Annotated in this window: 14 protein-coding genes; 6 read left to right on the forward strand and 8 right to left on the reverse strand. The window is 53.9% G+C overall.

Going from position 1 to position 13,588, the window contains the following annotated elements; all coding sequences use genetic code 11:
- Window positions 1–22 precede the first annotated feature (22 nt).
- Both AC236I_RS12160 and AC236I_RS12165 read left to right on the forward strand, forming a co-directional pair.
- Window positions 23–1,471 (forward strand): MFS transporter, encoded by a 1,449-nt coding sequence (locus tag AC236I_RS12160; protein WP_233446197.1) that lies wholly within the window; start codon window positions 23–25, stop codon window positions 1,469–1,471.
- A gap of 390 nt (window positions 1,472–1,861) precedes the next feature.
- Window positions 1,862–2,446 (forward strand): hypothetical protein, encoded by a 585-nt coding sequence (locus AC236I_RS12165; RefSeq protein WP_004862221.1) that lies wholly within the window; start codon window positions 1,862–1,864, stop codon window positions 2,444–2,446.
- Window positions 2,447–2,728: 282 nt separating this feature from the next.
- On the opposite strand, the gene AC236I_RS12170 is transcribed toward AC236I_RS12165, so the two are convergent.
- A complete protein-coding gene (locus AC236I_RS12170; RefSeq protein WP_327204563.1) occupies window positions 2,729–4,090 on the reverse strand; it encodes a YncE family protein in 1,362 nt (453 codons plus the stop codon).
- Between the two features lie 341 nt (window positions 4,091–4,431).
- Complete coding sequence (locus AC236I_RS12175) at window positions 4,432–4,713, reverse strand: hypothetical protein (protein WP_004862215.1); 282 nt, start codon at window positions 4,711–4,713, stop codon at window positions 4,432–4,434.
- A gap of 441 nt (window positions 4,714–5,154) precedes the next feature.
- Here AC236I_RS12175 and AC236I_RS12180 point away from each other — a divergent pair, with 441 nt between their 5' ends.
- Together AC236I_RS12180 and AC236I_RS12185 are read left to right on the forward strand one after the other, a co-directional pair.
- A complete protein-coding gene (locus tag AC236I_RS12180; protein WP_487608817.1) occupies window positions 5,155–5,637 on the forward strand; it encodes a glutathione peroxidase in 483 nt (160 codons plus the stop codon).
- A 418-nt stretch (window positions 5,638–6,055) separates the two neighbouring features.
- Window positions 6,056–6,217 carry a hypothetical protein gene (locus AC236I_RS12185; protein ID WP_004862211.1) on the forward strand — a complete coding sequence of 54 codons (162 nt, stop codon included), beginning with the start codon at window positions 6,056–6,058 and terminating at the stop codon, window positions 6,215–6,217.
- Between the two features lie 68 nt (window positions 6,218–6,285).
- Here AC236I_RS12185 and AC236I_RS12190 read toward each other — a convergent pair whose 3' ends face one another.
- The gene (locus tag AC236I_RS12190; protein WP_071359419.1) at window positions 6,286–6,465 is read right to left on the reverse strand and encodes a hypothetical protein; all 180 of its coding nucleotides are present in this window, start codon (window positions 6,463–6,465) and stop codon (window positions 6,286–6,288) included.
- Between the two features lie 528 nt (window positions 6,466–6,993).
- On the reverse strand, window positions 6,994–8,001 hold the full coding sequence (locus AC236I_RS12195) for a LacI family DNA-binding transcriptional regulator (protein WP_015584288.1): 1,008 nt from the start codon (window positions 7,999–8,001) through the stop codon (window positions 6,994–6,996).
- A 185-nt stretch (window positions 8,002–8,186) separates the two neighbouring features.
- On the opposite strand from AC236I_RS12195, the gene AC236I_RS12200 reads away from it, so the two are divergent.
- Complete coding sequence (locus AC236I_RS12200) at window positions 8,187–9,275, forward strand: cellulase family glycosylhydrolase (protein ID WP_015584289.1); 1,089 nt, start codon at window positions 8,187–8,189, stop codon at window positions 9,273–9,275.
- A 45-nt stretch (window positions 9,276–9,320) separates the two neighbouring features.
- Entirely contained in the window at window positions 9,321–10,715 is a 1,395-nt protein-coding gene (locus tag AC236I_RS12205; RefSeq protein WP_487608818.1) for an MFS transporter, read from the forward strand.
- Window positions 10,716–10,804: 89 nt separating this feature from the next.
- On the opposite strand, the gene AC236I_RS12210 is transcribed toward AC236I_RS12205, so the two are convergent.
- From AC236I_RS12210 to marR, 4 genes are all read right to left on the reverse strand, one after another.
- Entirely contained in the window at window positions 10,805–12,265 is a 1,461-nt protein-coding gene (locus tag AC236I_RS12210) for a TrkH family potassium uptake protein (protein WP_487608819.1), read from the reverse strand.
- A 190-nt stretch (window positions 12,266–12,455) separates the two neighbouring features.
- Complete coding sequence (gene marB / locus AC236I_RS12215) at window positions 12,456–12,662, reverse strand: multiple antibiotic resistance protein MarB (RefSeq protein WP_004862194.1); 207 nt, start codon at window positions 12,660–12,662, stop codon at window positions 12,456–12,458.
- A 30-nt stretch (window positions 12,663–12,692) separates the two neighbouring features.
- On the reverse strand, window positions 12,693–13,073 hold the full coding sequence (marA, locus tag AC236I_RS12220) for an MDR efflux pump AcrAB transcriptional activator MarA (RefSeq protein WP_004862191.1): 381 nt from the start codon (window positions 13,071–13,073) through the stop codon (window positions 12,693–12,695).
- Window positions 13,074–13,090: 17 nt separating this feature from the next.
- Entirely contained in the window at window positions 13,091–13,525 is a 435-nt protein-coding gene (gene marR / locus AC236I_RS12225) for a multiple antibiotic resistance transcriptional regulator MarR (protein WP_004862187.1), read from the reverse strand.
- Window positions 13,526–13,588: the final 63 nt, after the last annotated feature.

The raw sequence follows: 13,588 nt of genomic DNA on the forward strand, positions 1-13,588 counted from the left end.
ATTCTCCTTACCCTGGATATACATGATGAGTTCACCCCTCTGTTTTTCGATGCCGCGCGAACGTGAAACGCCTCCGTGGGCTGGTTTGACCGTGTTGCTCCTCGCGGGATTCGTCACCATCTTTGATCTGTTTGTCGTTAATGTGGCCATTCCCAGTATTCAGGCCGGGCTGGGGGCAAATTTCGCCGAGATTGGTCTTATTGTCGCCGGATATGAACTCGCGTTTGGCGTTTTGTTGATTACCGGCGGGCGGCTGGGGGATCGGTTTGGCCGCCGTCGCCTCTTCATCATCGGTATGGCTGGCTTTACGCTGGCGTCGGCATTTTGTGGCCTGGCGCCTGATACCGGTTATCTTATCAGCGCCCGGGTGTTACAGGGGCTGGCGGCGGCATTGTTGTTCCCGCAGGTGTATGCCTCCATCCGGGTTAACTTTGCGGGTAATGACAGGCGCAAAGCTTTTGGCCTGTTGGGGATGACTCTGGGGTTGGCCGCGATTGCCGGTCAGGTGCTGGGCGGTTGGCTGGTACATGTAGACCTGTTCGGCCTGAGCTGGCGCACTCTGTTTCTTATCAATGTGCCGGTTGGCGTTCTCGCTATTCTCGCCGCACGATCGATTCCCGAATCCGCCGCCCCGCAAAGACCACAGCTGGACTGGATCGGCGTGGTACTGATCAGCTCCGGGTTGACGCTGTTGCTGGTTCCATTGATAGAAGGGCCGGTGCAAGGCTGGCCCGCGTGGAGTCTATGGTCACCGGGTATCGCGCTGATTGTACTCGCGCTCTTTTGTCGACAACAGGTACGCCGCCGAATGAGTGGTAAATGGCCGCTCGTGGATATGCGCCTGATGGCGAAGCGCCATTTTGCGCTGGGCACGTTGCTGGTATTACTGGTTTATTCGACATCAAGTTCATTTTTCCTCTGCTTTGCTTTACTGGTACAGACGGGGATGGGGTTGGATCCCTTCATGGCGGGAAGCCTGTTTGCGCCCTGTAGCGTAGGGTTTGTGCTTGCGTCACTGGCGGCGCCACGAGTGCTTTCCAGATGGGGAACCCGGACCCTTTTTTGGGGCGCCCTGATCTATGCGCTATTCATCACGGTATTAGTTGCTCAGGTTTGGCTGTCAGGCGCTGAACTGAAGCCGGTGTACTTGCTCCCGGCGCTTGTTATGATCGGTGCCGGACAGGGTTACATTATGACGCCACTGCTGAACCTGGTGCTGGGTTTCGTTGACGAAGCAGACTCCGGCATGGCTTCCGGAGTGGTATCAACAGTACAGCAAGTCGGCGCTGCTCTGGGCGTTGCTGTCGTGGGCATTCTGTTTAATGGCGCTCTTGCAGAGACGACCTCTTTGTCACCAGCCGGACAGTATGCTTCTGCCTTTGTGGCTGGAATGCTTTACAACCTCGCAGCGGCGGGAGCCATCTGCCTGCTGTTGCTGATTCTGGAAAAAACGCAACCAACAACACAATGATCGGGTTTCATCCGTTAGCGCCTTAATCTGACGGTGGATGATTGAGTCTCGCGTATTCACCGTGATAGATGACGGTCCGCTTCTCGCTCAAAGCTGCCGGTTAACTACTGTAAACTCATGAAGGTGTATCGGCAGCCATTCTGCATGCATAGACAGAAACAGCGGAACGCCCGCTGCAACGCGAAAACAGGTAGAAAGAGAGGTCACCGGCAAAAACAGGCTGGAGTGAGGTCTGGCTTTTTCACTTTTCTTCGTTGAGAGGGTTTCCGTGACCGGATCAGGCTATATAGCTGACCGCTGAACAGCGGTCGATAATCCCTGTTAGTCAGCCGCTTAGAGATATAGTATAAATTAATGCTGGCTTGGGTTATTTAACATAGGGAATTGTCAATGCGCGGACCGTCTGTTTTATTCATTGTGCTGGCACTGAGCGGGTGTGTTGTCCATTCGCCGCAGATGGCACAATATAAAGCGGAGTATTCTAACCGACAGGATATTCATTCACATAGCCTTTATCGGTTCATGGCTAAACCCGTTAAATCAAGTGAGGAGAAATACTGGGGCGCAGGCGATTTGACTGAGTTTTTTTACGTTAAAGGTGACAAGACTTCAACTGTAGAGTTAAAACTCGATTATGATTCCAAAACAATGCATATCAAATCGATTGATTCGCAAAACAGAACTCTGGATGAAAGAACATTTGTCCTTCTCGATGGCTCAGAAGAAAAACCATCAGACTCAAACGTGAAATCTCTATATCTGACAAAGGATGGTGAATTAATTAGAAAGGTCAAAAACTGTACCCCAGATATGAGCGCCGGATGCCAGTGGTGGGAGCACCGACTCTTCATCACTCATAATGGAGATTTAGCCGTACAGTATCAGCAAGGAGGTGCCGGTATGCTGTTTCTGATTGTTCCTTTTTATACGAATAGTAGTTACCTTGAAATTTTCCCTCGAGCTCCTGACGTATAGCGTTTTATTCTGATCTGCTTGCAGCCGGAAGGTGAGGTGCCGCAACCGCGGAAGCCGTTTTTTGTGGGCCTCTGGGCAGACATACCGCTTCGTCCAGGTGAGACGGTGAACACCAGAACGAGATTTGTGTTGCTTGATCGCGATGGACGTCAATCAGCTTCGAGTAAAAAGATGTGAATATCGATCGGATACGCTAAAACATACCCCCGGCCCACAGGTGACTGGGGGTTAATAATAATGCCAGGCTGACCTGCCTGCGACTAACCCGGCGGACTCATGGCGTTATTTTTTGGCGGTGATTTTCGTCACTGAACCGGTCTGAACTTTATCTCCGGTCGAGCCATACATAGACACCAGATAAACTGCGCCATCAGGCCCGGCGGTCAGGTTGTTTGGCGTATCATCCACCGGGATATTAGCGACCAGTTTACCGTCCTTGTTCAGCACTGCTACGGTTCCGCCTGCACGCGCGGCGGCGAAAACCTGCGAGGTCACCGGATCCCAGACGACAGATACTCCCCCGGCACCAATATAGGTATCCGCAAGTACCTTACCGTCCGCATCAAGAACCACGACATTGTTCGTCTCCTGGGACGCGACATACAGACGGCCGGTCTGCGGATCGCGAGCGATGTCGGTTGCGCCCTGCGCCTGAGGTACTTTCACCGTCGTACTCTTGCCGGTTTTGAGATCAATCCAGCCTACCCATGGCGTATCGCGGCTGACGCCGTAGAGCTTGCCGCCAGCGCTATCGAGGGTAAGATCGGTACTGTTAAACAGGTTTTTGCCACGCTCCACCACAAACTCCAGCTGACCGATGTGCTCCAGCGTTTTGGTGTCATACACTTCGACAAAACCGGTCAGCGCCGCGCTGACATAGGCCCGATTGTTGGCTTCGTCAATAACCACATCGCGTGGATGTGCGACCGAACCCTCCGGAAAGACTTTGGCGACGGCAAGCGTTTTTGCGTCATAGACGGTCACCGTCTCGGCAAGGGTGTTCGTCGTCCAGACCTGATTATGGGCATTATCAACACCGACGCCGAAGACACCAATCTGCTCGCCCTTTTTGTCTTCAGGCAGTGTTGCCTCCGCTTCGACAGCCAGGGTTCTGGCATTCAGTCTCAGTAGGCGGCTACCATCCTTCGGGCCGCGTGCAGAGGTCACGAACAGCTTTCCGTCAGCCGACACTGCCACCTGGTAAGCCCGCTCACCGACGGACGTTGTTTGCAGCCTGAAAGCCTCCGTGTTTTTTGGCGGGACAATCTGGGACAATTTCAACATGACCTGCGAAACGCTCGCCGGGTTTTGCGTAATAACAGTGAGTGGATGAAGGCCTGTTGCGGCATCGGCCGGAACGGTCAACGGAATAGTGAGGTTTCCCTTCTCGTCGGCGGTCAGTGGTTTCGGTGTCAGGACTTCAGCACCATTGAGAATGGTGACGGTCGTGCCCGCCTGTAGGCTCTTAATGGCTATAACCGTTTTATCTCCGGGCTTGACGGGAATTTCCCGTGACCCGGCACGGATGCTACCAGGAAAGGTCGTGGTGGCGGCTGTCCATTGGCTATCGGCGTATGCCGCTATGGCGGTTGACATCGCAATAGCTGAAGCCAACAGCACTGACCAGACTGAAATTCTTCTCATCTTCTCTCCATAAATTGTATTGATGCTGCATCTCAGCGCAGCCACAGGATTTTCCCACGCGATGAGTCTTATCTTCCGCCATGAGAACCCGCTCTTGTTTTAAGCGCATACAACATAGCACACTGATGCAAATAGTTATCATTACTGTTTGGGGTGGTATCTTAAATGCAGGGCCTTTACTGTATCGCGGGGAAACGTAGTGCGGGTTTTGGCCTGGGTGAGCAGGAGGGAGCACCTTAAGATTCAATCATTAGAAATGATTGAATCTTAAGGTTAGCTGCGAAAAAAAGATCTAGTCACTTACAGCCTGATGAGCCTGAACGCTTTTCAGGCCTGAAAGATCAGTTGGCTTCGTCCTGCAGTCGGTGCCGATAATGTTTCAGGACAACGTGTGTCACGATCTGGCCGTAAATAAAGCCACCCAGCCCAGCAAATATTACGGTGCCGGCCAGTCCGCCAAAGTGCGCTCCCGCGCCGCTGAAGGCCCCGCAGAGGACGAGGCCGCCCCAGGTCTGCCAGTGCCGGAAGGCCGATTTATAGGCATTCCGCCACCGTCTTCCGCGCTCCCGAAAAGATAAGTCTTTTAGTTCGGTAATACTTTTTAGGGTCCAGTAGATTTTCACGGTGTTTTCCTTGTTCCGTTGCTTAGGCCAAGGAAAACATAAAACGCCGGCCTGGGAAAGGATGACTCAAGGTCAGCTTTTCGCTCATCGTCGTCCGATGGTAGCTCTATGGTGGGTTTCGTAGCAAAACGGACACGATTAACATCATGCAGAGTTCATCAATGGGGAACGGGGCACCGGTCGCCTGTTGGGTGTCCTTCTGGTCCTGTTCGCACGATTTAATTGTGTGAACAGGCAGCCAAGGAACGATGCCGGGATCCGCGTTCGGATTCAGGCCACCACCGCCGGCATCATTCTTACTAAAACTTGACGTCGCGATTCAGGACCTACCGGGTTATCATCAGCAGGAACAACTTGCCGCTCTCCACGCGATATTCCCGTGCAGCAACGCGCTGCGTAGTCATGTCGGTGTCGAACGGGTTCTGCTCTGAGGATTCCGACATGACCGCCTTTTATGAACTGACGGCCAACAGTCTGCGTGGCCAGCGCATCTCTATGGCCGACTACGCCGGCAAACTGGTTCTGGTGGTGAATACTGCCAGCCACTGTGGCTTCACGCCGCAATACGCCGGTCTTGAAGCGCTGTACAAAAAGTACGCCGCCCAGGGGCTGGTGGTGCTTGGTTTCCCCTGCAATCAGTTCGGTAAGCAGGAGCCCGGCGGCGCCGACGAAATCGCCCGGACCTGTCACATCAACTACGGTGTGAGCTTCCCGATGTTCGAGAAAGTAGAGGTGAACGGGACCGCAGCGCACCCGGTGTTTCGTTTCCTGAAAGATAAACTGCCCGGCGTACTGGGCGGGCGGATCAAGTGGAACTTCACTAAATTTCTGATTGGACGCGACGGTAAACCGCTCAGGCGTTTTGCACCGTTCGTCACGCCGGAGAAAATGGAAACCATAATCCGTGCTGCACTTGAAATCTAAGTGCTCTTGTCATTCGGGCCATTCATTTTTTAGCTGCTGCCGACCAACTGATTAAATCCGTCTGAGAAGAGAGAGAAAGCAAAGGGCTTCTTGCTTTCTTCTGTCAACCATCGCAGGGGGAACGGGGGGATGTCCAATGCCCCGACGCGGCCTTCTGGCAACATCCCGCATCCAGGCGACGCCACGCTAAAAAACAGTCAAGTTCACCCTTTAAAATGGAGTGTGTTAAGTTCTATTTTCTCTTCTGTATATTAAATGAATAACGTCAGAATTCATTTCTGGCCGTTATAGCGTAGCGGATTGGAAATTCTCGTCTTGTTCATAATGCCTTTTTCTTGTTAAAGTAACGACGTCAGCGTCGAATGCTTTGTGTATTACATGGACGTTATTTCTACAAAAATCAGGGGATGGGGAGAATATGAAGTATGTTTTTGCGTTTATGCTGAGCGTGGGATTATCAGGATGTACCGCAAATGATTGGGTGGATGCTGCGGGCGGGATAATGCAGGCCCATGACAAACAAGAAAAAGACGCCATGAATAAGCGTATAAAAGCCGCCAATAAAGCTGCAGGGTACTGATTTTTTAATAAATTAATATTCCTCTTCTTAATCAAGACAGCATGAGGAGGAATGGTTTTTAATCAAACTTACTGACTAAATATTCCCCTGACTTTTGCCTGTTGACAAGAGATATAGCCATAATGCTGTCGGTTTCCTCTGTTATCGAAAGCGACATAAAAAGGCATGGTCTGTGCGTCTTTTTTCAGCGTCTGGTTGAGGCGGCTCGCGCCGATTTCAGGAACCATTAAAAAATGGGTATAGCGCATTGCATCTCCTTGCAGCGAATATAATTACATGAGGGATTAAAAAACACCCGATATTTTCTGAGCATCTGATATTTAAAAAAAAACAGGGAAGTGCAATTATCGGTCTTATCGATACGCACGTTACGGATTTTTGTGGGACCGCTTGATTATTAGCCATGAATAAGTTTAAAACCTGCTGATGAGTGGTAGCCGCGGGTGTTTAGCAATGCAGGGCAGATAAGGTTACGAAATATGCTTTCGGTCGAACAGACAGATCATCGCAACCATTTCCCCACCCCCTGGGGGACGATGCAAGCGACCGTTCGCCTTCCAGCCTGGGCGAGACATCTCGCCGGCGTTAATGGCGCTGGCGATACCGGACACGTTAATTCGGCGGTCTATCATGGTCGCGTGAAAAGCGTAGCCGCCTCGCGCACAGATCTTCAGGACATCGTTGCCGATCGATGCGGTTCTGCGCGCTCGGATAGTCAATAGCCGTAAGTTACGCGCCACGCCGGCGGCGAGCCTTGCGCCAGAAGGGTCTTCACCTCAGACGAGGCTCGATGTCCGCACCTTGAGCCTGCCCGCCAGCATCACGTGCGTGGCGGCATCTTCCTGGTTGCACAGGTACTCCACCGCCAGGCGTCCCAGCTCGCTGTATGGCAGCTGGATACTGGTCAGCGGCGGGGTGAGCTGCTCGGAGATTTTCTGGTCATCATAACCCGCCAGCAGCATATCCTGGGGGATGCCAATGCCGTTTACCGCCAGCGCCTGATAGCAACCGATCGCCAGCCAGTCGCTGGCGCAGAAGATGGCGTCCGGGCGTTCATCCAGCGCCAGCAGAGAGGTGGTGGCGGTAAAAGACTCGCTGAACTGCCAGTTGGTCTGGCGCACCAGGCTGTCGTCACACGCTAAATCGGCCTGCTGCAGCGCGGCCTGGTAGCCGGCCAGACGCTGGCGGGAGGCTTCCATCCAGCTCTCCCCGGTGATGTGGGCGATACGCTTTGCGCCGCAGGCGATAAGGTGTTTTGTTACCTGGAAGGCGTTGGCGTAGTCGTCCGGAATAAACGACGGCAGCAGCGGCGAGCCGGGGTCGCGCTGGTTGAGCAGCACCAGCGGAATGCGGCTGCAGTCCTGAAAAGCAGTCATGTCGACAAGGGTGGTCACGGGGGAGGCGAGAATAATCCCCACGCAGTTGCGCTTCTCCAGCTGGCGGATAATGTTCAGCGCCAGCTCCACGTCATCGCCATAGTCGTAAACGGTCAGCAGCGCTTCGTTGCGCCACGCGGCTTCCCGCGCCTGGCTGATGGCGTCGATAAACGGATCAAAGCTTTGCAGGGAGCTCACCAGCAGGGCGATTTCTTCCTGGTTGCGCGGCGCATGAATGGCGGGCAGGCGGTCGTAGCCGAGTTCGGTCGCCACGCTGATGACCCGCTGGCGGGTGTCGTCGCTGAGCTTGATGTTGCGCGACTGGTTGAGCACCAGCGATACCGTCGCCTGAGACACGCCCGCCGTTCGCGCAATATCATTCATCGTGACTTTAGTCTTTCGCTTCATTCGTCCTCTCCCTCTCGCGTCACCGCATCATACCCTAACTGCTCGCTTACGCGCTGTCGATCACGTTTCTCATTCACCGAAGCGTGAACTTTGTGAAGGCTGTCGCTTTTCTTCGCGTGGTGATTTGCGCATTTATCCCGCAACTAATATTTATTAGCTAAATATTATCAGCAAGAGGACGCGTAATGAAAGAGCAGTGGAGTAAAGCGCAGGCGCAGGCGTGGTATCAGCAGAAGGGGTGGCTGTGCGGGTTCAACTACCTGCCGTCAACGGCAGTGAACTGGACCGATATCTGGCAGCAAGAGACTTTCGATGCCGAGACCATCGATCGCGAACTGGGCTGGGCGGCGGAGGCGGGCTACAACACCCTGCGTATCAACCTGCCGTTTATTGTCTGGGAAGACGACCGCGACGGCCTGATAGCGCGTATCGACAAGTTTCTGACCCTCGCCGACAGTCGCGGATTCAGCACCATGCTGACTCTGATGGACGACTGCGGTTTCTCCGGTGATGAGCCCTATCTGGGGCCGCAAAAACCGCCGGTGCCGGGTAAGCACAACAGCCAGGCGGCAGCGAGCCCGGGACGTGACAAGGTCTGCGATCCCGACTGCTGGCCGCATATTGAGCGCTATATCCGCGACGTTGTCCGCCAGTTCCGCGACGACAGCCGCGTGCTGCTGTGGGATCTGTATAACGAGCCGGGCAACCGCGGCATTTTCGCAACCGGTACGCAAGAGGTGCAGTATGACGCGAAGCTGGAGACCTGCGCGCATGAGCTGATGAAACTGGCGTTCCGCTGGGCGCGTGAAGAGGATCCGACTCAGCCGCTTACCGTCTGCGCCTGGCGTCTGCCGGCGGAGGAGGAGGGCGAGACGTTTTATCAGCATCCGCTGGATCAGACCGCGCTGGCGTTATCAGACGTGGTGAGTTTCCACGCCTACACCAACACCGGGCGTATGACCGCGATTATCCAGCAGCTGCAGGCGCTTGGGCGACCAATCTTCTGCACCGAATGGCTGGCCCGCCACGTGGGCAGCACCATCGAAGAGCAACTCCCGCTGATGTACGCGGCGAAGATCGCTCCGTATCAGTGGGGACTAGTGCGCGGCAAAACGCAGACGTGGCTGCCGTGGCCGGTAGTGATGAAAGAGTCCACGGACTACTGCCGTCTCTGGTTCCACGATGTGTTTGAGGAGAACGGTATCCCGTTTTCGCGCAGTGAAATGGCCTTAATGAAGAAGCTCCGTCAGATTGCCCCGCAGGCTCAGGGCTAATAATATCCACCCGGCGGCCTGCCGCCGGGCAACCAGGTACGCACTATGGCAATGACAATGAAAATACCGTCTCGCGAGTTGTGGTCTTATTTTGGTTATGGTTTAGGTCAGTGTTTTAGCTTTGGTTTAGTGGGTTCGTTTATTAACTATTTCTACACCGACGTGCTGGGGATCTCGGCACTGGCGGCGAGTACCATCTTCCTGATTGCCCGCGCGTGGGACGCGGTTCACGATCCGCTATTTGCCAGCATAATGGATACCATTAACACCCGGTTCGGCAAGTTTCGCCACTTTTTGCTGATTGCCCCGGTACTGATTACCGGCGTCACGCTGCTGTCGTTCTATAAAATCGAAGCGGACATGACCACTAAAATTCTCTACGCCGGGGTGACGTACATTCTGTGGGGGACGCTGTACGCCATCTCTGATATTCCGTTCTGGTCGATGTCGTCGGTGATGACCAATGACTCCGGGCAGCGCACCCGCGCGGTGACGGCGGCCATGCTGGGGGTCAACGCCGGGATCGCCTGCGCCAATATCTTCTTCCCGAAACTGGCGGCGTTTTTCGCGCACTACAGCAACGACAAAGGCTACTTTATGGCGGCGCTGGTCATGATGCTGGTAGGCCTGCCGCTGATGCTCAACGGCTTTATGCAGATTAAGGAGCGCGTGCCGCCGAGTCCGGAAAAGGTGACGATACGTGACACCTTCCATAACCTGCGCCAGAACAAGCCGCTGTTTATCGTTCTGCTGTCGTTCTTTTTCTGCGTGTTTCACAACGTGGCCGGTGGCCTCTATATCTACTTCTTTATCAACAATATGGGGGACGGCAGCCTGCAGATGGCGATCGGCGTGATGGGGATTATGGCGGCGATGGTGTGCCTTGTCGCCCCGATGCTGACGCGCAGGATGCAGAAGCGGAAGCTGTTTATGATCCTCTGCGGGCTGGATGTCGCGGTACGCGTGGTGATGTGGTTTGTCGGATATCAGCACGCGGCCATGCTGTTTACCCTGCTTGGCCTGAGTACGCTGTTCGTGATGATGACCAATATCCTCACCTCGTCGATGATTGCCGACACCATCGAATATGCGGAGTACCACACCCACAAGCGTTGCGCGGCGATCACCTTCTCCGGACAAACCTTTACCGGCAAGATGTCGGTTGCGGTCGGCGGCGGGTTAATCGGCGTGTTTCTGACGATGATCGGCTATGTGCCGCAGGCGCCCACCCAGAGTGACGGTGTGCTGTCGGGGCTGTTCTTTGGTATCTGCCTGCTCCCGGCCATAGGCTCGCTGATCCGGCTGGTGTTTATGTCGCGCTTTACCTTTACCGAGGAGAAGCATGCGGAGATCTGCCGACTACTGGCGGAGCGCAGGCACGAGAAAGAGCAGCAGGGTGAGGACGAGGGACGTCTGGCGCATCCGGCCACGGTGAACTAACCACTAACGCCTGCACTGCAGGCGTTATGTATTCTTCTCAGCGCCGGAGCGCAATCAACTGTCTGGAGAATAGCCGGAAGCCGTCTCCGCTAACTACGCCAGAATGTACGCGAAAGCAGAATCAGTAGCGGATAGATCTCCAGTCGCCCCAGCAGCATCGCCATACACATCAGGTATTTCGAGACATCATTCAGGCCAGCGAAGCCATCGGCGGTCGCCCCAAAACCGAGGCCCATGTTATTAATGCAGGCGGCAACCGATGCAAACGATGTCAGCAGATCGTAGCCCTGTAGATTCAGCAGCCAGACAAATACGCAGGTCGTGAGGATATACAGAAAGAAGAAACTCCACACCGAACGCAGCACGCGATCGGTGATGATTGCGTTTCCGACGCGGATACTCATGATTGCCCGGGGATGGGCTAATTGATGTACCTCGTGGCGGCTCTGCTTGAAGAGGATCAGAAAACGCAGCGCCTTAATTCCCCCGCAGGTCGACCCGACACAGCCGCCGAAAAAGCTCGCTGACAGCAGCAGCACGATAATTTCCGGCGGCCAGGAGGCATAATCCGCCGTTGCCAGACCGTTATCGGTGATCATAGAACTGGTGAGAAAAAAGGCGTGGACCAATGATTTGGGCAGGCTGTACATCCCCGCACGCCACACTTCGAAAGTGACCACCGCGACCACCAGCGCCACCACCAGGAAAAAGAAATGCATCTCGGTGCTGCGGCGAAACGGTTTCAGACTACGACGCGCGATAGCCACAAAATAGAGGGTGAAGTTAAGGGCCGAGAGCAGAGAAAAGGCCCCGGCCACCAGTTCTATTGCATCGCTCTGGTAGTAGCCGATGCTTTCCGTATGCGTGGAGAACCCTCCCAGCGACACCGTCGATAGCCCGTGACAAAGGGCATCAAAAAACGACATCCCGGCAAGGAAAAAAGCAAGAGTACAGGCGCCCCCCAACAGCATATAGGTGAGCCACAGACTTCTGGCAGTATCCGCCAGCCTCGGCGTCAGACGCTCCTCTTTAAACGGACCGGGCATCTCGGACTGATAAAGCTTCATTCCCCCGATGCCCAGCAGCGGCAACACCGCCACAGCGAGCACGATAACCCCTAAGCCGCCCACAAAATTGAGCTGGGCGCGGTAATAGAGGATCGACACGGGTAGCGAAGAGACGTCATGAAATACTGACGCCCCGGTGGTGGTAATCCCCGAGACGCCCTCAAACAGGGCGTCGGCTATCGACAGGCGTAGTTCGTCATTTAACCACAGCGGCAAAGCGCTGATGGCGGAAAACAGCAGCCAGAACAGCACGATAATCAGAAAACCATCGCGGGTTTCGAGATTAACCTTCGACTGATGCGTCGCCCGCCAGCAGAGCAAACCGCCAGAGAAGGCGAGAACAAAGGTCGAAAAAAAGGCAAAAACGCTGCGCTCTTTGGCGAACAGCGCAATCAGCATCGGCGGGATCATGGTCAGGCTGTAGAGCAAAACCAGAAACCCACACAGGTGAAGAACAATTTTAAACCGGGTTGAAATGTACATCGGCGGTCTTATCGTTTTGCGAGCGTAACTACGATGAACAGGGATAAGGAATTATATGATATTGGGGGACAAATTGAGTTGAGGGAGCGCAGTAAACGGCCACCTGGGGACAGTCAGGGGTCGCGATCCGTTGTTGTCAGAGGCGCAAAAAAAAGCCCCGTAAACGGGGCGAAATGCTCGGGTAGTGCAGTTAATTGTAATACGGTACGCCCAGCTCATCCGATTTGTCGCTACCGGCAGCCATATGATTGAAATCAAATGGAGAGTCGTTATGTTCGGAAGGCATAATCATCGCGTCGCGGTGATTGTGGCGAACCGGCGTAGTCGTTTGCTCCGCATAGCTCTGGCTGGAGACCAGGCCGACCAGGACCATGGCCGCGGTAGCGAATAGTTTCATGATTTCCTCAATACGTCTTGTTGCAGGCGATTAACAGCAGTTGTTTAGTGGCATCAGATAGCGGGATTCACCCGGCATATTGGTCATGCGATATTTGTGCGGCGGAACGTCGAAGTAGTTTTTAAAGGTTCTCGTCAGCGTTTGTTGCGATTCGAAACCGTAACGTTCTGCCAGGTACAAAATCGGCTCATTGCTCTGCTTGAGTTTTTGCGCGATTTCCGTCAGCTTGCGACTGCGGATGTACTGGCCTAAGGAGTGACCGGTCTCTTTTTTAAACATTCTTTGCAGGTGCCATTTGGAGTAACCAGAACGCTCGGACACTTTTTCCAGCGACAGGGGCGATTCCAGGTTATCTTCAATCCACGACAAAATACTATGGATAGTGATGGCGTCATTATTGCGTCTGGACATCATCTTACCTCTTCTTATTACGGCAGGACTTTTTTGAGTAAATGCTCAAGATTGACCACTTCATCCGCCGACAGATTTTTTGTTAATTCCTGGTGCAATTTCTGACCCACAACCTGATGACACTGCTCACAAAGGGCTGCACCGTCTGGTGTTAGCTGCACCAGTACGCCGCGTTTGTCATTGGGGTTGGGTAACCGTTCAATCCAGCCTTTACAGACCAGACGGTCGAGCATGCGCGTCATTGCGCCTGGGTCGACCGACAGCACGGTTTTCAGCTCAACGGGGGTAATACATACTTCGCAACGAATGGAACAAAGCACCCGAAACTGGGTGGAAGTAATATCCATCGGCGAGAGATATTCGTTGAGCAGGCGATCTTTTTTCTGGTTAACCATTTGGATCAAGCGACCGAGGGGGATCATTTCGTTAAACAGATCGCTGGTGTTTTTCACAATGGTTGCCCAGGCAAGTAGTTAATTGCTGCTGATATTATTGCCCAGGCAATAATATGTCAA

It is taken from the genome of Klebsiella sp. Sb-30, assembly GCF_057652795.1.